The 19,429-nt window shown below is 46.6% G+C and carries 25 protein-coding genes; all 25 read right to left on the bottom strand.

Annotated elements, in window-relative coordinates:
- Positions 1–13: 13 nt before the first annotated feature.
- From MKX34_RS10260 to MKX34_RS10140, 25 genes are read right to left on the bottom strand one after another with little or no spacing between them, the layout of a single operon-like run.
- The gene (locus tag MKX34_RS10260; RefSeq protein WP_076296103.1) at positions 14–1,618 is read right to left on the bottom strand and encodes a hypothetical protein; all 1,605 of its coding nucleotides are present in this window, start codon (positions 1,616–1,618) and stop codon (positions 14–16) included.
- 10 nt (positions 1,619–1,628) lie between these two features.
- Positions 1,629–2,246 carry a putative phage tail protein gene (locus MKX34_RS10255; protein ID WP_076296102.1) on the bottom strand — a complete coding sequence of 206 codons (618 nt, stop codon included), beginning with the start codon at positions 2,244–2,246 and terminating at the stop codon, positions 1,629–1,631.
- A gap of 3 nt (positions 2,247–2,249) precedes the next feature.
- Positions 2,250–2,588 carry a hypothetical protein gene (locus MKX34_RS10250; RefSeq protein WP_076296101.1) on the bottom strand — a complete coding sequence of 113 codons (339 nt, stop codon included), beginning with the start codon at positions 2,586–2,588 and terminating at the stop codon, positions 2,250–2,252.
- A gap of 11 nt (positions 2,589–2,599) precedes the next feature.
- On the bottom strand, positions 2,600–3,622 hold the full coding sequence (locus MKX34_RS10245) for a DUF2793 domain-containing protein (protein ID WP_076296100.1): 1,023 nt from the start codon (positions 3,620–3,622) through the stop codon (positions 2,600–2,602).
- A 1-nt stretch (position 3,623) separates the two neighbouring features.
- The gene (locus tag MKX34_RS10240; protein WP_076296099.1) at positions 3,624–4,037 is read right to left on the bottom strand and encodes a phosphoglucomutase; all 414 of its coding nucleotides are present in this window, start codon (positions 4,035–4,037) and stop codon (positions 3,624–3,626) included.
- A gap of 1 nt (position 4,038) precedes the next feature.
- A complete protein-coding gene (locus MKX34_RS10235; protein ID WP_076296098.1) occupies positions 4,039–5,136 on the bottom strand; it encodes a baseplate J/gp47 family protein in 1,098 nt (365 codons plus the stop codon).
- Positions 5,129–5,491, bottom strand: coding sequence for a DUF2634 domain-containing protein (locus MKX34_RS10230; protein WP_076296097.1), 363 nt, complete (start codon positions 5,489–5,491; stop codon positions 5,129–5,131). The genes MKX34_RS10235 and MKX34_RS10230 overlap by 8 nt, the downstream gene beginning before the upstream one ends.
- Entirely contained in the window at positions 5,479–5,892 is a 414-nt protein-coding gene (locus MKX34_RS10225; protein WP_036681206.1) for a Gp138 family membrane-puncturing spike protein, read from the bottom strand. Before MKX34_RS10225 ends, MKX34_RS10230 begins: the two co-directional genes overlap by 13 nt.
- The gene (locus MKX34_RS10220; protein WP_076098430.1) at positions 5,889–6,683 is read right to left on the bottom strand and encodes a hypothetical protein; all 795 of its coding nucleotides are present in this window, start codon (positions 6,681–6,683) and stop codon (positions 5,889–5,891) included. Before MKX34_RS10220 ends, MKX34_RS10225 begins: the two co-directional genes overlap by 4 nt.
- On the bottom strand, positions 6,673–6,999 hold the full coding sequence (locus tag MKX34_RS10215; RefSeq protein WP_036681202.1) for a hypothetical protein: 327 nt from the start codon (positions 6,997–6,999) through the stop codon (positions 6,673–6,675). Before MKX34_RS10215 ends, MKX34_RS10220 begins: the two co-directional genes overlap by 11 nt.
- 1 nt (position 7,000) lies before the next feature.
- Positions 7,001–7,555 (bottom strand): phage baseplate protein, encoded by a 555-nt coding sequence (locus tag MKX34_RS10210; protein WP_076098431.1) that lies wholly within the window; start codon positions 7,553–7,555, stop codon positions 7,001–7,003.
- Entirely contained in the window at positions 7,542–10,142 is a 2,601-nt protein-coding gene (locus MKX34_RS10205) for a phage tail tape measure protein (protein ID WP_076296096.1), read from the bottom strand. Before MKX34_RS10205 ends, MKX34_RS10210 begins: the two co-directional genes overlap by 14 nt.
- A 47-nt stretch (positions 10,143–10,189) precedes the next feature.
- Positions 10,190–10,375, bottom strand: coding sequence for a hypothetical protein (locus MKX34_RS10200; RefSeq protein ID WP_076296095.1), 186 nt, complete (start codon positions 10,373–10,375; stop codon positions 10,190–10,192).
- On the bottom strand, positions 10,362–10,670 hold the full coding sequence (locus MKX34_RS10195; protein WP_143763706.1) for a hypothetical protein: 309 nt from the start codon (positions 10,668–10,670) through the stop codon (positions 10,362–10,364). The genes MKX34_RS10200 and MKX34_RS10195 overlap by 14 nt, the downstream gene beginning before the upstream one ends.
- 29 nt (positions 10,671–10,699) lie before the next feature.
- Complete coding sequence (locus tag MKX34_RS10190; RefSeq protein ID WP_081382348.1) at positions 10,700–11,098, bottom strand: phage protein; 399 nt, start codon at positions 11,096–11,098, stop codon at positions 10,700–10,702.
- Between the two features lie 17 nt (positions 11,099–11,115).
- Entirely contained in the window at positions 11,116–12,147 is a 1,032-nt protein-coding gene (locus MKX34_RS10185) for a DUF3383 family protein (RefSeq protein WP_256717586.1), read from the bottom strand.
- Entirely contained in the window at positions 12,144–12,626 is a 483-nt protein-coding gene (locus MKX34_RS10180) for a hypothetical protein (RefSeq protein WP_076296093.1), read from the bottom strand. The genes MKX34_RS10185 and MKX34_RS10180 overlap by 4 nt, the downstream gene beginning before the upstream one ends.
- A complete protein-coding gene (locus tag MKX34_RS10175) occupies positions 12,613–12,960 on the bottom strand; it encodes a hypothetical protein (RefSeq protein WP_036681186.1) in 348 nt (115 codons plus the stop codon). Before MKX34_RS10175 ends, MKX34_RS10180 begins: the two co-directional genes overlap by 14 nt.
- A 2-nt stretch (positions 12,961–12,962) precedes the next feature.
- Positions 12,963–13,439 (bottom strand): hypothetical protein, encoded by a 477-nt coding sequence (locus MKX34_RS10170; protein ID WP_076098436.1) that lies wholly within the window; start codon positions 13,437–13,439, stop codon positions 12,963–12,965.
- Positions 13,440–13,441: 2 nt separating this feature from the next.
- Positions 13,442–13,993, bottom strand: a complete 552-nt coding sequence (locus MKX34_RS10165) for a phage head-tail connector protein (RefSeq protein WP_076296092.1) — start codon at positions 13,991–13,993, stop codon at positions 13,442–13,444.
- Entirely contained in the window at positions 13,993–15,171 is a 1,179-nt protein-coding gene (locus tag MKX34_RS10160; protein WP_076098438.1) for a phage major capsid protein, read from the bottom strand. Before MKX34_RS10160 ends, MKX34_RS10165 begins: the two co-directional genes overlap by 1 nt.
- 45 nt (positions 15,172–15,216) lie before the next feature.
- Positions 15,217–15,822, bottom strand: a complete 606-nt coding sequence (locus MKX34_RS10155; protein WP_076098439.1) for an HK97 family phage prohead protease — start codon at positions 15,820–15,822, stop codon at positions 15,217–15,219.
- An 8-nt stretch (positions 15,823–15,830) separates the two neighbouring features.
- Entirely contained in the window at positions 15,831–17,111 is a 1,281-nt protein-coding gene (locus MKX34_RS10150; protein ID WP_076098440.1) for a phage portal protein, read from the bottom strand.
- Positions 17,112–17,125: 14 nt separating this feature from the next.
- Entirely contained in the window at positions 17,126–18,916 is a 1,791-nt protein-coding gene (locus MKX34_RS10145) for a terminase TerL endonuclease subunit (RefSeq protein ID WP_076296091.1), read from the bottom strand.
- Positions 18,897–19,379 carry a phage terminase small subunit P27 family gene (locus MKX34_RS10140; RefSeq protein WP_076098442.1) on the bottom strand — a complete coding sequence of 161 codons (483 nt, stop codon included), beginning with the start codon at positions 19,377–19,379 and terminating at the stop codon, positions 18,897–18,899. The genes MKX34_RS10145 and MKX34_RS10140 overlap by 20 nt, the downstream gene beginning before the upstream one ends.
- Positions 19,380–19,429 lie beyond the last annotated feature (50 nt).

Here is a 19,429-nt window from a genome sequence, read left to right as displayed (position 1 = left end):
TTGTATCCCTCCTTTAAGCTACACGAATTGCACTAAACCAAGTATCAATAGTGCCTCCCAAGGTTGCTGGGCTTGAAGATCTCGCATATATCTCTACGTATTGCCCTGCAGTAAGTCGGACAGCTAATGATCCTGTGGTGGCATGACTTGCTGCGGACGTCGATGAACCGTTAACAGCGAGCGCTAAACGTCTCAAGAAAACGCCATCCACGTATAAATACAGTTCGCAAGCTGCCGTTGCTGGCTGTGCAATAAATGTTGTCAGTGCGCTGATTTGATAAATACCTGATTGCTTTGTGGTAAATCTACTATTCAAAAATTCATCTAAATTATCACAATCCTCGGTTCCAAAATTAACTTTTGTTGCAGTTGCCGCAGCTATCGTTTGCTGGCTGCTAGTCGCAAAAGCAATTACTGCTGACCGAGTATCTCTTGTATTATCTCCCCATGGGTTAAGCACACCACTTGACAGCACCAAGCCAGTTGCAGCACCATTGCCATTTGTTGACGATGGTTGGGTACCGCTTTGTGTAATTAATCCAGCACCTTGATAGACATACAACGCATAAGTATTTCCAGAGCCAGAGTTGGAATCACTATGAATTCGCGATCCATCAGCAGATAAAATAGCTTGACCTTTGTTGGATATCGCACAACCTTTTACTCTAACGGTTGATGCCGAAGCATCTACCCCCGATGCGGTCGGAGCCGATGCTATCAGATTACAATAGGAAATTTCAACATAAACGGATTTTGATATAGATACTCCGTTTGTATTTGAAGCATTACAATTAAGACCATTCAGCGCAGTGCGTGTGCTGTTGTTAATAATTGCAATTGCTTGTACGGTGCGGGATGAAGATGCCACGGTATCACCCTGTATTGATATAGATCCACCACCAGAATAACCGCTAAGAGTTATAATCTCCGAATATGTTCCCGCCGCGACGTTAACAGTAACAGCGTGATTTACAATTTGTGGAATAAAACTAATAGCCTTTGTAATCGTCTTAAACGCTTTAGCCGCCGTATTATCTGATCCGTCATTACTATCACTACCATCTGTACGGACATAGTAGGTAAGGTCTGATGTTGTTTGTTGCGGTGTAGTAACTAAATTGGGTTTACTGTTCCAGTTAGACTTTTCTGTGTCAGTCGCAAATCTATGAGTAGCATCCTCAGTAATCATAGTTGCTGGATGATTTGCTGGATGAACATAGTTATTTGCTCCTGTGGCGATTCCGTCGAGCTTTATTTTGTCAGTTGCCCGCATCAACCCGTCACTTTGCGGTGCTGCTGAAACAAGAGTATTCGGTGCTTTTCCATTCCACCCTGCCTTTTCAGCATCAGTTACAAATCGATTACTTGCATCTTGCGCGATTATAGATGGTGGGTGAGTTGCCGGGTGAGTATAGTTCGTTGCTCCTGTTGCTATCCCCGCCAGCTTTGTTTTCTCTGATGCTGTGTAATCATTGGTAGATAACTGTTTGCCTGTGACCTTATCAACCTTGTTATTAATAGCTGTATCTAGTATGTCAGCATTATAGTTAAGATCGTCAATATCAACCAAATCTGTACCTTCTGGCTTTTTCAGACCTAAGTTGCCTGTATTTTTCATTTCCTCTCTCCTATCCGTAGGTTCTTAATTCATTCCAAGTTTTGTTTGCGGCTGAGGACCATAGCAGAGATTTAACCGACTCCCAAAACGTATAGGTGTAGGCGAATTCATAAGCCAAATGAGCAGGTTTGATCTCTTCAAGAATCTGAATCAGACCAGTCATGTTGGGCGGTATGCCCAAAACACCGATAAAGCGAACGATAAATTTATACTCATTTGGAACCTCTTCTACTGATACATCACCGCCAGAAAATGCGGAGGCTGTCCGTTGAATCATTTGGGGAGTGGTTGTCCCTATTCCTCGCAACTTTGCCTTAATCATTTCCCTTCTGGTATCGAATGATTTAGAGGTGTCAACGGATAAACCTAGCTCTTGCTCCCAACGGCTCAGGCTCCAAGTGGACATATCAACAATGTTTTGCGCCCTTATGTCCTCCGTTCGATTATTGAGAATTGCAATTTGTTCTGCCAGGATATCCAGTAGCTTTTTGAGATTTCCGTTCTGAGATTTATGATAAATATCAGGTAAGGATTTACTTATATCAGGAATCGGAACGACCGAAGAATCTGAATCTTCCGACTGTTCAGAAAATAGTAATGTGCCATATTGAGATTCTCCATAGGCCATACACTATACCCCCTTAATCTGGTTCCACGTTACCGGACCCTTAACCATATATTCAGAGTGCGTATGTGATGATGGGGGATATGTTGCCGGCTTGCCTGAAACACCAGACCATAGAACAGTATCAGCATTGGCAGCATAGTCCACTTTACCGTCATTGTTTGTATCATAGATACTTTTAAGCATATCCCCTGAGCTTTGAGCAGCCACCAGTAAGACATTACCGGTAGTCCCACCAATATATAACTTGCTTGTATCAGTACAATAGCCAAGCTCGCCGACAGCTAGTGTGCCGATAGCACTTTCTAGACCTCGTCGGATCTGAATCATTACTTTTCTAGCCATTGCCTCACCTCCTAGAACGTACCGCCATCAATCGTAGCCACCGTAAGTTTATTGCCATTAGCTGTATCGTAGACGATGCTGAAACTATCAATATTAGCCTCGATCCCGGTCGCGTTAACAACAATGCCTTTGCCTGCCTTGGCTGCAACGGTTGTAGAATCCACAACAACCCCGTTCCCGGCTCCAACCGTCAATGTAACACTGTCAGACTGCCCGCCACCGGTTAGACCGTTACCCGCTGTAATTGTCTGTAAGGCGCCACCTGTCCGAACCCAAGCCGTACCGTTCCAACTATAGATTTTTTGTTCATCGTCAACGTAAGCAGTCCAACCGACAGCAGGCGTATAGTAAGCCCAGGCTCCAGACTGATACTCTGCTATCTGATTTGTCTTACCTGCCCATGCCCCTGTCGCTGATGCTGGAATAATATAACGGTCGGCTTCTACGGGACTTGCTGGCGGGGCGGTCAAATGCTGATCTTTAACTGACGCCTGCGGCTCGATGTTATGCTTGGCTAACTCAATCTCATTCTTGATTTTTTGGGCAGACCATAAGTCCGTAATAGCAATCCCACTATCATTAATGACTCGGTGTTTAATTGCATCATCAATATGGTTTTTGATTTCAGCAGCAGTTTTAGTGTTCGTGCCATCTGACACCTTATTGATATGACCTGCACTGACATCAGCCTTTAGTACCTTTGCATAAGTAGCACCATCCGCTATATTATCAAGCGACCCTGATAAATCACTGAGTGCTTGGGCGTTCACTCGCCTCCAAGCTGCCCCATCATCAAAATAAAGATATCCGCTATTGGCTCCGCTCGTTACATAAAACAGACGTCCGACCGATGCGGCCACCGGACGCGAAGCCTCTGCACCTGATAAAGCTCTGCCAACCATTGAGTTTGTTGTACCGTCTCCGATATATATTTCTTTTGTGTCTGTACAAAAGCCCATTTCGCCAATGAGTAATGCACCGTAAGTGCTAAGTTGAGCTTTGGTACCACGTTTTATTTGTATCGTCTGTGCCATCTTATACCCCTCTCGTAAATGAACCGCCGTCTATAAGTCCACTCGATTTATACCGCTCTACCTCTGTTTGTGTGGCTGTTACTGCACTTTGTAGCGCATTAATATCATCAGCCTCTACCGTGTCACCTGGTGTTTCGTAAGTTACGTAAACTTCAGACAAAGAGGTGAAAATCTTGATTAACCGGCGCCATGGCGTAGCATCAGGGAATGATATACTATAGTTTTTTATTTCTTCTCCTGTAAACCGGGAACCGGCAAATACCCGGATCGTTTGGTTATTGATATTATCGTGCAGTAGTGGACCATCGTAGACACCGCCTACAATCGACAGACGTTCCTCGATCACGTAACTCTTCCCGGTTTGATTCTTATTCAGCTTCTCGTTAAAAACATCAATGTCGTTTGGATAGGACATATCACACCCCCAGATTTACAGTACCAAGAAGTGGCACTTCTTCATCAGTCAGTGCAATATTTGCTCCGCTGCCGTTCAAAGTCAGAGATGAATAATCAAGCACCCCATCCGTTCCAAGTAGCAGCGCACCAAGCACTGCCTGACTGATATAGGAAACTTCAAACGCAGCTTTCTTTCGCCAGTCCTCAACCTTAAGGCGAAACGCTTCAATGACATCCTGTAGTGCATAACCGGAAACTAGAGCAACCTTAGCAGCAATGTTAATCGTTTTAGCAACGGCGGCGGAAACTGTTACCACAGCACCAATAGGCGCTTGCCCCTCTCCTAGCCCAGGGTCCGGGTCAATATATGCCTGAACCTCGGCAACCAAGTTAGCAGAGGCGGGCAATTTTTCAGCATCTGCGATGACAACCTTTACTGTTTTAGGACCTGCCCACAATGGAAACACTCTTGCCGCCCCCACACCTGGAACTTCCCGGCTCCAGCGAAGATAGTCCGCTTTATTGCCACTCGTACCAGGATTTTGCTTCCGTTGTAAAATGCGTTCCCGAAAAGCTAAATCAGTCTCGCGGTCCCGCCCATCCTTGGTAGGTGTGACATTGGTAATGCTGAACACATCTGGATTAGGGTTGATAATAACGGTTATTTTGTGAGCTTCTACATTACCTGCCGCCCCCATTTCCATCGCCATAATTTCAACTATCCCGTTTCCAGTTGCAGAGAGCGTGAGATCCTCCATGGTCTCAAAACGCACCCCGGAATCTGTAGCACCCAAAAATCCAGCCTGCAACACATAACCCGGTGTACCCATTACCGTTAACTGCCCACTTGCAAATTCTTCACTATAAATAGACAACCCATCATTACCCCCAAGTTTATAAAGGTTTGCCCCCGTGGAGGCGTTGAGAGAAGCTGAGTTGTAGACATCCTCTAATCTTTCATCTTCCTTGCCTAGATGCCAAGCGAACAAGCGCAGGATCATTCCAAGTGGTGAATTTTCTGAGGTGTCCACCTCGTCGCCAAACGCTGATTTTGCTTTATCAGTCATTTCGTCCAAAAAGTCTACAAAGCGTAGACGCTTAAATCCTTGTTCATCCACCGATCTCCACCCCCTCAGCCGTTATGACTTGACCCTCTTTCGAAGTCGCAACAAATGAAATCACTAGACTCCGATTGGCACGGTCGATCTCTATATCAATGGATTCCACTGTTTGCACCCGAGGTTCTTGCAGAAGCCCTGACATGATTTCATCTCGCATTTCATCCTCAGATACACCTTTGCCTAGAAATTTAGAATGATCAATGCCTAGTTCTGGGTTAAGAAACCATTCGCCCTTGTTTATGCCCAGGATAATCCGGCAGGATTGAGCGATTTCATCCTGACCCGAAACCATTTGTAGTTGTCCAGATTTCAGCTCAATATCACCGGTATCGTCAATTTTTAAAGTGAACACGGCATCACCCCCACAATTACGGCATCCATACGACTATGCCGCCTGACGGAGTCTGGCGCAGCCACGCGACCAGTTAGTGTTTTTCTAATCTCAGCATCTGCGCAAACGACAAAGACAGTGTCTCCCGGTTCCAGTGCTGGGCGCATGATCGTTTCAAACTCCCGGAGACCGTTACCGATATCCAATTCAAATTTAAATTTCTGCCCGCTAACGGGTACGGACATGATTTGAGCAGGAGCAGCGGCGGACAGTTTGAGCAAAGGCTGCACGGAGGCTGTAAGCGTCACAGGGTCAAAGGTTATTACCTTGCACGGCAAAGCCACGTTGATATTGTCAGCTTGCTTTGCTCCATGCCCGCCCAGCATACGGGCCAGCGCTCCAGCTGGGTCTGTCTTATTCACATAATCGCCTCCACTTCTGTGATAAAGTCGCCGGTATTCGAAAACCTATGACTACCGCTGCGGACATGTAACTTGCCTGACCACTCACGACAGGTTAAGTTAATGACCGATGCTGTGGTTAAACGGCGCTGTAGTTGAGCCTGTATCTTAAAGCCCTGGATGCCGTTGTCTTCAAAATACTCCGGGCTGCCGATCAAACCAGTATCTGGTGACAAGGCAAAGACTCCGTCAGCACCGCTGCGGAGATTTCGAACATATAACTTACTCTGATTAATAAAACATGAAGTTCCGCAATCTTTACAAACCTCTGTAATGATATCCGTTACCTTTCCTTTTGCCGTATACCCATCTTGATATCTGTAATCTTGATTAAGTGTCATTTGTGCCACCGGCAAGCCAATGTATCCTGCCATTTGCTTAATGATCGCACTGGCAAGGGTGCCTTTAGCAAAGGCAATCTCTGTAACCTCGCGTTTGCTCAAGTCCTCACTATCCAGGACATTAATGGTAGTGATCTTGTCCACGCCCTCCCACTTGGTTCTGACCGATGAAATACGACCATGTAGGATAAGTCCAATATCTCCACGGTAGCCTGCATTAACCATGATTACAGCGTTACGCTTGATGTTATTAATGGTGGTCTGTGCCAGATTCCACAACCGCAACTCCGACTCGTTCGGTAGCGCGTCATTGTCAAAAGGCACAGATCCTTCCATCGTGTATTTATCAAGCATGATTTTCATATTGGCAGTCATAATCTCCGCAACCCGCCCGAAATTTCTACTCGCCATTATCCTCATCCTCATCCATAACATACAAAAAGACGCTTGTCTCAAGCGTCTCCCAAGATACTGCTGTGCTATTTCCCGATTCATCCCAAGGAACGATAAGCAACTTGGGAAATCGGTTATCCTGAACGTCATAAAAAAGTGGTAATCCATAGATAAGCTTTTCGCCAAATACTAGTTGCTCGCCACCACCTTCAAGATCCACAGTGAAGAAATCATAATCCGAATTATAATGAACTTCGAAAGTAAAGATTTCATCAGCGATGGATATATCAAACCGATATGGAATGTTTTCCTTCTCGATCTCGATAATCTTCATATTATTCCCTCCACTTACTACCTTCCTTAAACTTAACCTTTTGGACCTTTTCTTTCTCTTTTTCTTTTTTCTTAGTGGTGGTTGTTTTAGTTTTAGTCTTTGTAGTTGTTGTTTTCTTATTTTTACTACTAGACTTCTCCTTGGTCTGTTTCGTTCCAGAATTGACGATTTTGGCAGCTTGTGTCTTTATAGGTGCTGGAAGAGTGTCCACATACGAAGACATTGCAATTCTTATCTCTCGCAGCTCCATGGAAAATGTGAAGCCATCCGCAATGGTATATTCATGCCCGGTAGAAAAATCAGTGATTAAGCCCTTGAATTGGTTACGGCCAATATAGTTGATAATCTGACCCTTATCCTTAGCCCCAATGACATAGGCTCGGATCTTCGCTGCTTCGGGTCCGACGATCACACCAGATAAAGACAACATCCGAGCCTGGGGCTGCACATGGTCGATAAGGGTAATCCCCTTTTCCACTGGCTGCTCTGTAACAGTCACTGGAAAGGACGGAGATTCAGACTCTACAGTGATATACTTACCATCAATTAGCGCCAACGATCTCCACCCCCATGATCCGGGCTGCTGCTTCTAAAAAGTCTTGTAGTTTTTGATCTACAACGCTTCCGATCTCCTGAACCGTATTTGTATCCGCATTGCCTTGCACCGTAATGTTGATTATTGGTGCTGGGATGCTCATCTTTTGATTATTGCTTGTCCGGGCAGGAGCCGAATCCGGCGTGTATTCTCTGTTGTAGTCTTTGTTTTCCTCGGCGGTTAGAACGCGTTCGCCCTTGTGCAGTTCGCCAATATATCCGTCAAACGGTACATTTGCTAGTCCGTTCGCGTGACTACCATCAACCGCCGCGGAACCTGTAGTTTCGGTGGAAACGGACACACTCGCAGATGTTTTAAACCCAAAAAATCCTTTGATGTTGTCTGCAATCCCCTTGACCTTAGTCATAAGAGTGTCCGCCATATTACTAATTCCATCGATCAGACCTTGAATAATTTTTTTGCCTGTGTCCATAAGGTTAATTCCATCAAAAAAACCAGTTACCTTCCCCCACATCGTGGTCACGGCATTCCAAACATTTGTCCCAGCTGTCTTAATTCCATTTACGATTGAATCCCAAATGCTTGTTATCTTATTCCATACCTGTGTCATCAGGTTTGACGTAGTAGATAGAACACTATTCCAAGCGCCGGTGATCGCATTCCAAACGGCGTTTGCAGCTCCAGAAACAGTATTACTAATACTGCTCCATATGGATGATAACCAGCTACCAATTGCGCTGAACACTGCAAATGTCACTGCCTTAATTTCGTCCCAGTATTTAACGACCAAGGCAACGATCCATGCAATGGGGCCTCCAATCACAACCAGGATCGTTACTCCCCAAGTCTTCAAAAATCCAGTCACTGCGTTAAAGGCCGTCATGAAGGTCTGGGGAACCGTAATTTTGAAAAAATTCAGTACCGCCATGGTAGCCGTCTTGATTCCAGACCACATCCCGTCAATAAACGCCCGGAACTTATCTGATTTTTTATAAGCGACTACCAGCGCCACGCCTAAACCCACTAGGGCGGCGATAATTATGCCAATAGGGTTGGCAGCCATGACTATACTAAAAGCCTTCTGAATTGCAGTCCATGCTTTGGTCGCTGCTGCCGCAATCTTGGTTGCGACTGTTATCGTGCCTACGACTGTTTTATATGTGACCAGTGCCGCGACAATTCCGCTCACCACCGGTGCAAATCCTTCCCAATCGTAGAATGCTTTAGCTGCATCAGCAATTGATGAACCGATTTGCTGGATATGTGGCCATAATTGAATTGCGGCATTTAACAAGGTCTCCCCAATCATCACGGCCACCGGCTGGATAGAGGTCCACAATTCTTTCCCCTTATCAATCAGGTACCCAAACACCTGCAATGCTTGTGTTCCAAATTGTTGTAGATAAGGCATTGCCGCCTGAATCCAGCCGCTTACCATATTGATTGCTGCACCAAGACCGTCACCAATTGCATTGCCCACCGCCTCGATCTGCGGCTTATGGTCAGATAGCCATTGACCGAATCGGTTTAAATACGGTAACAACTTTTGTCCAACAGGAATCAGTATGCCGACCTCGATCTGACGACCAAACATTTTCATCGCTTCTCCAGGCTTTTCAAACTTGATTCGGTTCAAATCATCCATGGTCTTTTTCGTCTTATCAAACGACCGCGTTGCAGCCCCCATTGCCGATATGACATTAACCTCAAGGTCTTCAAACTGTGAACCCATGAGCGCAACGCCTATATTATTCCTAGCTACGGGGTCCTCAATATCCGATATCATGGATACGATATCACTGAATGCCTGCTTCGAGTCTGGACCACCCTTAGCAAAGACTTGCATCATGGCTTCTGCATTAAGTCCCAAAGCTGTAAATGCATCAGAAGATGTTTTACTGCCATCCTTGGAACGGATGTTAAACTCTTTGACCGCATCCCCCACCTTATCAACTTGAAAAACACCTTCCGCAGATCCAGCGGCGAAGACATCAAACATTTCGTCAGCGGTAAAGCCTAACGATTTAAATTGGTTGGCATACTCATTCGCTGAATCCACCAGCTCACCTGATTTATCAAGCCCCCGCTGCGCACCTTGAGCAAGCAGGTTATAAGATTCCTCAGAGGTTATACCAAACTGTTTCATCATGGTATCTACAGATTTGATGGATTCTGGTATTTCAAACCCAAATTGATCCCGCATCAGAATGGCGTTTCGTGTAGTATTTTCCAACTCAACCCCAGTCTGCCCGGTAACTTGCTTTACATTAGCAATGGCAGCCCCTAAATCGTTCCAGTCCTCACCGAAGTTGTTGGAATAAAGATCCTTAGCAATCCCCCGAGTAGCTTCCATCTGTTCCGCCGTTGCCCCGGTAGCTCCTTCGACTTGCTTCATTGCTGTTTCAAAGTTAGAGGCTGCTTTTATACCAGCTGCCGCAATACCGACCATTGCAACGCCAGCCGCAGCTCCAAGACCAACAACCGTTTTTGTGAGCTTCCCAACCTTCTTATCTGCATCATTCAAGCCCTTGCTGTTAAACTTGAACCCCACGGAGTACATTAATGATCCAATTATTCCACCTGCCATATGCCCTCCTTTCTAGCAATAGAAATAGGCGCCCCGGAGGACGCCTGTTATTTCTTACTTTGCTTATTCTGTTGTTCAATATGAATATCTAAGGCAGCGTTGGCTTCGGCGACGTCATCCTGATCCATATTGTCCAGGTCATTATAGGTAATGCCCATATCCGACAGTAAAAGCCGCCACAAAGACCAATTCTCTGTAGCCCGCCGCTTTGCTTCTTCTTTACTTATCGTCATTGTCTTCTTCCGGGTCTACTTCGTCTGGATCAGGAGTGCCAGTAACAAAGTAAAAGGCTTTGTTGGCGACCTCAACCATTTCTCCGTAGTCCTCAAAATCGTCAATAGTTACCTTGGGTTGTACGACAACATGTTTGAACATTTCATCGCAAATCTTTTCTTCGGAATTCACACCATGCTTATTTTTTACCCGGTCATTCATTCGGGTAACATTGCGCACACCTGGATGTTGAAGCGTATAAGTCTTACCTGCTTTTGTAGTAATCTCTTTTTGTTTAAAATTTGTAATAGCCATTATATTAGGCCCCTCTCAAGTTTTGGATTTTAGTTCATGCTTAAGTCAAGACATTGAAATTCATACGAACGATCTCCAGCTTCCGCACCATACTCACGGTCTGATGGTTTTTTAAGATAGGCCTGCGTTGCAGTGTTTGTTTCTTTGGGTGTCCCGGAATAAACAACGGATACCGGAACCAATTTCCCGCTGTTGCCTAGTCCGTCTAAATAAGGCACCTGCGGGCTGGTGCATTGAAGGGTGATCGTAATCGTACCGAGTGGATTGTTTACCTTTGTTCGGACCACATCACCTTGCGCTCCTACCTTTGTACTGAAATTTTCCTCATCCTTAGCCACGGTGACTAAGTCTTCTGCGAATCCCGTTAAAAAAACGCCACCCACAATTGCGGTGACGTCCATAGGGTCATATGTTTTTGCTTCTGACAATTGAATCCCTCCTTAAATTACGCAAATTTGATAGTACCGCTAATGGCAGCTTTATGAATTGCTCCAGCAATCACAAACTCAAACTTACCATCAGGGTAAGTACGCGCCTCGATATTCGCCGGGTCCACTTGGCTACGTGGTGGAAACGTAGTGTTATACAGTGGTACGCCATCATCATCAGCAGCGATCATGCCTTGAAGAAAAGACCGCTGAAGGACAGTGCGGACTGCACTCTCAATCTGAGCGATTCCGCGGTTATCATATGGAATCTTCGTAAGCGCAGCTTGCGCCTGGTTAAATAAGTCTTGCACTGCATACTGAATGGAAAACACGATGTAATCCTGGCAGTGAATAAAATCAATGTAATCACCGCTGAACGACTTCCCCTCACTAGTGACGTTGGTTCCCGCTCTAGTCAGATAGGTATTGGCACCCAATGCGTGAATTGCATTAAGTTCAGTGGCGTCAATGTCCATAGGTTCAATGCCAACCAACGTCCAGCCCTTCCAAGTCACACTACCCACGGGAAGACTTCCCACAGCCCCGACCCAAGCTGCATCTGGATAGTTTTCAATGGTTTTGTGATACGTTCCAAACGTCCTCTTATACCCCTTAGCCTTGATAGTAGCTAAATCCTCTTTGTTACTGGTCCGGGCTACAAATTGCCTAGACTTATCTGCCTCCACGGCGTCAGCTATTGCAATAATGTCTGCTACTACAGTTGATGTCGTAATCAGGAAGTGCCAATCCTTGAGGAACAGGGACGGTAGCAAATCTTCTAGTGTTACCGTAGGCGCCCCCGTCTTACGAGACACAATCGCAATCTCTGCTGGTGGATTTTTTTGGGCAAACAGAGCAAATGCAGCCTTATATTCCTCCGTCGAAGCCGGATAATCCGCCTTTACCGCGTTGATATCTGCGTAGTTTTTAAAAACCTTGCCTGCCGTACCGCTACCCAAGATCAAGGGCTTGCCAAATCCGCCCAATATTGGCGTAGGCTGCTGTACGGCAATGGTTACCGTAACATCACTAATACTCAAAATACTCACTCCTTTGTTGTTGGTGCTGTCTCTATCCAGCTTGACATATCCGTTATCACAACATCCGTGGCCCGAAACTCAACATCAAAGCCCTGACGCCTTTCCCACTCTTCACCGATGTTAATATCCCGGTTTTGTATTTCCCCGATTTCGATCACGATCACGTCAAGTTTACCCTTTAACAGCTCATGTCCGTCTGACTTAAACCAATCTCTCGCCCTCATGGCGTTAACTAAACAATCATCTTCTGTATCGGCATAAACATTGAAAGAGACGGTAAAAGTCACCGTCTCCCGCCTGTACTTCTGTTCGGATTGCTGGGTTATTACTGGTTGCCCACCGACAGGCTTAAATCCGCCAACAAGATGATATGTGATAAAATCCCCATCTGGAATGTCTCCCCCGCTGTTCATTGGAATGACAGGAATGAACAAGGCGTCTTCTATCCCTCGTTTGATTGTCACACGGATTTTTCTAACCGGCAGCATGAGCAACCACCCGCCTTAATACATATTGATTAACATCGCTATAATTCCGCTCCGTCAGTTCTACAACCCGGTATTTAATACCTGCATGCAGAATCAGTTCGTCACTTTTGTGCTTATAAACTGTAAACAACCTGCGGTCAGATTCAGTGTAGTTTCCACCCTCCACAGCCAACAACCGGGTATTGATGGGCTGAACGCTACCCCTAAGCAAAATAGTTTCTGGTTCTTGAGCTATCCAATCTCCCGCATCGTCACGCGTTCCTCCAGCTTCCCGAATTAACTTGTATGATTCAGCATATTTTCGAAGCGTACCAGCAAATCTGAAATTCCGCATGATTACCTTCCCTTCGGTACAATGTCATAAATCAGGGAGTCGCGCAGCTCGTCTTCCCGGTGCAGCAGCTTTCGGGAGCCGGTCTTTCTTGAGGCATAACGGGCGGATAAGGGTGGCTGCTTGATTCGTTCAAAATTCTTCTTCATTCGGTCTAGCCCGGTTTCGCCAATCTCCGTAAACAATTCGTCTACCCGCTTGCGACCGTGGGCAATCTCTGTCACCCCAACCCGGACCAACTTGCCTATAGGAGCCTGTCCTTTCTTTTTTCCGGTCCCGATAAACGAACGGGCTGGAATCTTCATTTTCACCGAGCCGTATTCATGGACTCCGGCAATCATAGCCAGTTCGGCATCACCCTGCATACCAATACGAATCTTATTCTTGGTCAATGGGCGAAGTCGCTCGGCTAGCAACCGCAGGTTATCTTCGCCGGTGACTTGCACACCGACCCGTCGTGCTCTTGCTCTTTGGCTTGCCATGTCTATACCCACCTTCCAACATACGGAGAAATAAGAGATACCAAAGTTTGTGGTAAACCATCACCGTCTGCGCTGTAGTTGACCGAGATATCGCCTACCCGCTCCGCAGTCACACCAGGTGTACGGAGCATTAATTGGGAATGAAATATACATGCCAGCTCCAACACTTCCGGCAGCGTGCGCGGTTTTTCCGTAGTCGCATCACCAGGCAACACATAACCGGCGGTGTACGTTACCTTTATATTGTGTTCACCCACAGGCCAGCCGGAAGGGCAAAAGATCCGCCCTTCTTCTAGCAGCTCATAATCTCCTACTGGCTTTCCGGGAATAACTACTTCTTCGATGCTCTCCACTGGATAATTCCGCAGGTTAATATATGAGGAACTGGAATTCCCACTATGGCGTTCAATATAACTTTGCAGCTTGAATGAACGTTTGCAGTAGTTTTCAATGACCTGGGAAGATGCTGCAATTTGGATCTGCAGCATTTCATCTTCGTAGGAATCACCTTGAACGCCCATTGCTTTCTGTAGACGATCAATTGTAGTCAGCATTAGGCACCAGAACCGGAAATGGTCAACTGACCATAGACAACCGCTTCGTTATCGAAAAATTTAACATCTTCCCGCTGAATGGCACGAACATCGGTCGAATTACGTCCAAAGGATTTCCCACCGACATTTGTCGAAGCCAAGGAATACTGCTGGCGGTCAAAGAGTACAATCGCTTCTTTCAGATCGCCGATGATAATCGGCGCTTTCTTCGTGGTGGTTCCAGTAGTAGGCAACCAGCGATTAGCAATGACGACAACCGGCTTACCATACAGTAATTTCTGTGTGGGTTGTGTCGGATTGGGTTGCAACAGGGCCTTTCCGTCAGAATCTTTTAACAAATCAAGGAAATTAAATCCATCTTGGTTCGTAATAATGGTTGCTCCCAGACTGATAGACGGATCAAGGGTTACATTCAAAATCGTTTTAATCGCATCCAGCCCTGAGACAGCTACTTTGGTCAGCGTTTCCAGCAAATTCAAGACAAGCTTATTACGTGTGATTACGGATTTCTTTGCAATCCACTTGGCAATATAGGACATCAGGTTTTGATCTGTGTCCTGGATCAAGCTATTGGAAATAGGAAGGATGCCACCCCGATCCTTGATGGTGTATGAGATTGGTGTAAACTTGGGATTGTCCATATCGTCAAGGTCAGTCAATTCCGTAATCTCAGTAAATTCCGTAATATCAGCATTTTTCTCGATAACCCGCGAACCGGAACGAGTCGATACAGGTTCTACGGTGATATAGGATTCCAGTGACACAAACTGACGCTTTCTTTCCAGGATCATCGTTTGAATATCCTGTGGAACAATAAGCCCGCCGTCTTCTCCGGTTTCGCCGCTCATGCCTGCACGAGTTTCTTCTGCTGAAGCATCCAACAAAGTGCGTTCTTCCGTTGTCAGATTGCGCTTGCGCAGCTCCTTTAGGAAAGCGTTACGGTACTGCTCTTCCTTGTTTGGCTTGTTATCCCGATGTTCTGGCTCTGCAACCGGTGCAACATCACCCGGCGTATCCAGACCCCGCATTTCCACCATCAAATCAATTTGTGCACGCAATTCCGCAGCTGCATCCTTTGCGTTCCGAGCTTCTTCCATCTTGCCGCCTTCCATAAGTGACCGAGCTTCTTCCAACTTTGCCGCCAGTTTCTGGCGTAATTCGCGTTCTTTCGGATCCATAATGTACCTCCGCTTATTTTTTTGGGAAAACAAAAAATCGACTTATTAGGCAAGCCCTAACAGGTCGATTTCGAGTAATAGTTTTTCTTTTTCATTTTTCCGCTGCTCTTTGGACGTAATGCCCAGCTGATCAATGCTGCGCTGATCCACTTCGCTGTCCAGGTATGCCGGGAAGGGAGTCGGTGATACTTCGAATAAATTGATATCAAGCAAGGTACGGATATACACATCCTCTTCCTTTATATACTCCCAGGCATCGCCGTTACTCCGAACATAAAAGCCGAAGCTCACACCGTCAACATCGCCGCGCCGTACAGATTCATAGGCATCATTGCCCCATGTATTGTTAGGCAAATCAATTTCAAACGACAGGCCCACATCATCTTCCAGCAATCGCAGCGTCCCCGGCTTTGTCGATCCAAGAACAAAATCACTACGATGATTCCAAAATGCCTTAATCACGTTCTCCGAAAGACTGCGGGAAAACGCCCCCTTGGCTACACGCTCGTAAAATTCACCCCAAATCAATTGGCTGCGCTGATTAAACTTGACTACATACCCGCCGATTGTCTGCGTCTGACTTTCGCCTTCGCCCTCCGTACTACGCACCTCAATTTTGGCAGGCAAGTAGCGAATAACCTTTTCACTCATTGTTGTTGTCACCCCCCTTCATTCGTAGCCTCTTTCCCGAGGCCCGCTTTCAGCATTTGATACTGGTCCATCTTCTCCAGGTTGACATAGTTCAGACTGACAAAGTGTACGTCTCCTTTGTCACCGATATTGTCTTGCTCCTCGAGCTCCCGCACTTCATTGATGGTGTAAACTCCCATTGTAATCATTTCTTTGTAATAGGCTGCGCGGCTGGCGCTATCTCCTCTCAATTCGCCAGTTACATTAAATTTGGTGTAATATTTCCTTTGATCCGACTCCGTAAACAGCTTATAATCACATTCCTGCTCCCAATTCGTGAAGATCGGCTGTAGTGTACTCTTCACATATTCTAGTGACTGGTTCTCCATATTGCTGAACTTCACATCGGTTAATCCCAGCTTGTACCCTGGAACCTTGTAAATCTTTGCCGTTTCCATGATGCCGAATTTACTGGTCTCAATGAACTGAGCGTCATTCAGAGGCATACCAAGGTTCTGATATTCCATGCCCGCATCCAAGATGGCTATCCGGTGAGCATTGTTCAAGCCTGAATTCGCTTTCTGCCATTCGTCCCGAGCCTTATCCTTAGCCGGTTTGTCCAAAGTGCCATTCGGTATTTTGAGAATCCCGCGTGTGGCTGTTCCGTTAGCGTAAAAGGCACCTAAGAACTTCCGCTGGGCCTTCTGCACTCCAAGTTCTTCCCGGATAACGGAAATAGGCGTGATTCCCTTTAGGCCGCTTTTGCTGATCGACTTGAAATGAAGCACATCAAAGTGTCTCAGCTTCCGCATTTCTCCATTCGGCAGCGTCGTCACATACCATACCTGTCCTGTATCCTTATCGACTTGAACGTCAGTCTTGGAAGGATCAAGAGGCCAAAGCCCCTTTGGCTGTCCGTTATTGGGACCGCTGGTCTCCCACTCAATGTTTGCGTACCCATTGCCCCAAACCGTGACATGAACCATCATCAATTCTTTGAATGTATAGGCGCTCATGTACGGATTGGGACGAGAACCCAGCAGCCGAGAGACAGGGTGACTACTGTCACGCTCGATCCCAGCCCCACGCTTTTTAAAGACTTGAATCGGCAGTTTCCCAATATCCCCGCCAAGAACGGAAGCACAGGTGTACACGTTGCTGTTTAGCAGCGCGGAATCCGGGGTTACCGTTTCGCCGCTTGCCGTGTTGGAGACACCAAAAAGATCAAGCAGCCACTGCGGGGGATGAAGTAAACTGTCCTCCGAAGATCGCCGGTCCCACCAGCGCTGCACAAAGTTTCTTCGTTTCACATTTCACCTCCTTACTAAAAGGAAAAGTCCTCGCTCATGATGTGATCATTCAGGTTAATGGTGGAGTCACCCACCATGGCCCGGACCATGGCGTTAATAATGGCCGCCAATAAATCGATTCGCTGACTGTCATCCTTGTGCTTCTTGGAAAGTTTAATATTTCCGTTGTTATCCGAAACTTCAATGGCATTAGACAAGCACCAGGTTAGCAATGGACTGCCATCATGAACAATTAGGCCGCGCAGAATCAGCTCACGAAAGAACTTTGTTGGTTCCGAAAGGGTTTGAACGCCCTGCCGAATCTCTACCCGGTTGTATCCTTCCGCCTCAAGCTCCTGTGTAAAGTGAGTGGCGTTATATGGATCATAACAAACCTCCTCAATGAACCAGGATTGTTCCCGCTCCAGCTTCTGCATATGGGTTTTAATGTAACTGTAGTCCACGGCAGAACCTGGTGTAAGGGTACACCAATCCCCTGCCGCCCAATCCCGATAAGGCACACGGTCACCGTGTTCATGCTTAGTCGCTGTTTCATCCGGCATAAATCCGTGAGCAGTGACCGCATAACGGCCGTCTTCCAGCCGAAACACAAAGCCAGATGCGGTTAAATCCGTTGATTTAGACAAGTCAAGTCCATTGTGCGCAGCATAACCGCGAACCAAATCCAAAAAAGCACTCCGTGACACTGCGAGTGCTTTCCATTTGTCCATAATGCCGGACATGTATTTATTTTCGCTATCTGCCTGCCAGAGATTCACACGTTTGGTCAACCACTCCCGAATTTTCTGCGGATCTGCTGAATTATACGCTTCGTCATGCTCAATTCGTATTTGTTTCTTCAGCTCTTGGGCATATTCATTGTCTTCCTGTAGGATAGGGTTGGCTTTGACCCAATTTTGTTCATTATGTGGATCGTCTGCCTTTTCTAGCTCCCGAATCATCACATAATAGGTTTCTATCATTGGAGTATCGCCGTCCAACATCTTACACAGGGAATCATATTCTTTTTTACAGGGACTATTTTCGGCATCTTTACCGGCAGTAGAAATGATTTGCATTAAGGATTGCAGCCGTTTACCGAAGCCGGAATAAGATACGTCAAGGATTTCACTGGTCGGGTGCGCATGATACTCATCAATAATGACCAGACACGGCGCGCCTGAGTCCTTATTTTTAGTATCCTTAGACAACGGACGCAGCCAGCCGCCGCGCCGGGCGTGCTCGATGTATGTGCGTTTGATCCGCAGCCGTTTGGAAATGTCCGGGCTGTTCTCCCCCATGGTCTTCGCATCCAACCAGACCCGCTTCGCCTGCTGTTTATCGACAGCCGCACATTCAACTTCCGGGCTTTCTTCGTAACGCTTCAAATGTGGCTTTCCAGGCGGATACACACAATCCCCGCACATGCCATAAAGGGACAGGCCAGACATTTCAGTTGATTTGACATTCCCCCGCGCCCGAAGGTGCAGCGCCTTGGTGAAGCGCCTCTTTCCACTGTCCATATGCACCCAACCGTAGACGCATCCCAAATCAAACTTTTGGAAGGGCAGCAGTTCTATAAGCTGTCCGGAAAACGGACCGCGAACATGACGGCAGCAGCGCTCAAACCATTCGAATATACGGTCAGCCCTGGACTCATCGAAAACGTAAGGGAAATCAGTCGTCGCCTGCCGCTGTAAATCGGATAAATGTCGCTGGCACGCCTGCTGCTCACGCTTGCAGGCTGGCCGTAATCCCATGACAACTTCGGCGGCGTAGCGATTAGTCGGGTGAACATCCTCCCAATTAATCGAAGAGTCCGGCATTCTCATCTTCCTCCTGGTCCGCCGTCTTTTTCGCTAACCGCGCCCGCGATTCCGCATTGAGTCCAAGCTTGTTGGAGTAAGAAAGAATAAGACGCGAATAGCTCTGTGCCATTTTCACATAAGCACTGACAACCATATTCCCTTGAGCATTTGTTTCCGTATACCCTTCAATGTCAATAAGCCGGTTCGCATCCTGATATTTTGCCACCGCATCACAATAAGCTCCCAGCACATCTTCATCCACTTTATCTAGGACTTCAAACTCGGCCATATCCTTTACTGTCTTGCGCCAAACCTTCCGGGCTTCATCGTTCAGCCAGCCGGGAATTTTCAAAGTCAGCTTTTTCTTGCGATCAAACTTTTTCGAAGCAGCTTCCCGAGCAATTACCTCAGCCTCCGTCCAATGCTTGCCACCGCCTTTCTGTCCCACCCGCATGTGATTAAAATTTACAATATCTGGCATATTTTCCGCACCTCCTTTAGAAACTTTCACTGGGGACTTTTTTTCACACA

Source organism: Paenibacillus sp. FSL R5-0636 (assembly GCF_037974255.1).
Classification (GTDB): Bacteria; Bacillota; Bacilli; order Paenibacillales; family Paenibacillaceae; genus Paenibacillus_AQ; species Paenibacillus_AQ odorifer.
This window is presented reverse-complemented; position numbering and strand designations above follow the sequence as displayed.

Bases quoted from the DNA above. Each gene is read 5' to 3' on its own strand.
- MKX34_RS10180 (WP_076296093.1), bottom strand. From the start codon at position 12,626: ATGCTGCCGGTTAGAAAAATCCGTGTGACAATCAAACGAGGGATAGAA.
- MKX34_RS10250 (WP_076296101.1), bottom strand. From the start codon at position 2,588: ATGGCTAGAAAAGTAATGATTCAGATCCGACGAGGTCTAGAAAGTGCT.
- MKX34_RS10140 (WP_076098442.1), bottom strand. From the start codon at position 19,379: ATGCCAGATATTGTAAATTTTAATCACATGCGGGTGGGACAGAAAGGC.
- MKX34_RS10240 (WP_076296099.1), bottom strand. From the start codon at position 4,037: ATGTCCTATCCAAACGACATTGATGTTTTTAACGAGAAGCTGAATAAG.
- MKX34_RS10255 (WP_076296102.1), bottom strand. From the start codon at position 2,246: ATGGCCTATGGAGAATCTCAATATGGCACATTACTATTTTCTGAACAG.
- MKX34_RS10175 (WP_036681186.1), bottom strand. From the start codon at position 12,960: ATGCGGAATTTCAGATTTGCTGGTACGCTTCGAAAATATGCTGAATCA.
- MKX34_RS10205 (WP_076296096.1), bottom strand. From the start codon at position 10,142: ATGGCAGGTGGAATAATTGGATCATTAATGTACTCCGTGGGGTTCAAG.
- MKX34_RS10200 (WP_076296095.1), bottom strand. From the start codon at position 10,375: ATGACGATAAGTAAAGAAGAAGCAAAGCGGCGGGCTACAGAGAATTGG.
- MKX34_RS10260 (WP_076296103.1), bottom strand. From the start codon at position 1,618: ATGAAAAATACAGGCAACTTAGGTCTGAAAAAGCCAGAAGGTACAGAT.
- MKX34_RS10195 (WP_143763706.1), bottom strand. From the start codon at position 10,670: ATGGCTATTACAAATTTTAAACAAAAAGAGATTACTACAAAAGCAGGT.
- MKX34_RS10215 (WP_036681202.1), bottom strand. From the start codon at position 6,999: ATGAAGATTATCGAGATCGAGAAGGAAAACATTCCATATCGGTTTGAT.
- MKX34_RS10220 (WP_076098430.1), bottom strand. From the start codon at position 6,683: ATGGCGAGTAGAAATTTCGGGCGGGTTGCGGAGATTATGACTGCCAAT.
- MKX34_RS10145 (WP_076296091.1), bottom strand. From the start codon at position 18,916: ATGCCGGACTCTTCGATTAATTGGGAGGATGTTCACCCGACTAATCGC.
- MKX34_RS10155 (WP_076098439.1), bottom strand. From the start codon at position 15,822: ATGAGTGAAAAGGTTATTCGCTACTTGCCTGCCAAAATTGAGGTGCGT.
- MKX34_RS10245 (WP_076296100.1), bottom strand. From the start codon at position 3,622: ATGGCACAGACGATACAAATAAAACGTGGTACCAAAGCTCAACTTAGC.
- MKX34_RS10170 (WP_076098436.1), bottom strand. From the start codon at position 13,439: ATGGCAAGCCAAAGAGCAAGAGCACGACGGGTCGGTGTGCAAGTCACC.
- MKX34_RS10165 (WP_076296092.1), bottom strand. From the start codon at position 13,993: ATGCTGACTACAATTGATCGTCTACAGAAAGCAATGGGCGTTCAAGGT.
- MKX34_RS10160 (WP_076098438.1), bottom strand. From the start codon at position 15,171: ATGGATCCGAAAGAACGCGAATTACGCCAGAAACTGGCGGCAAAGTTG.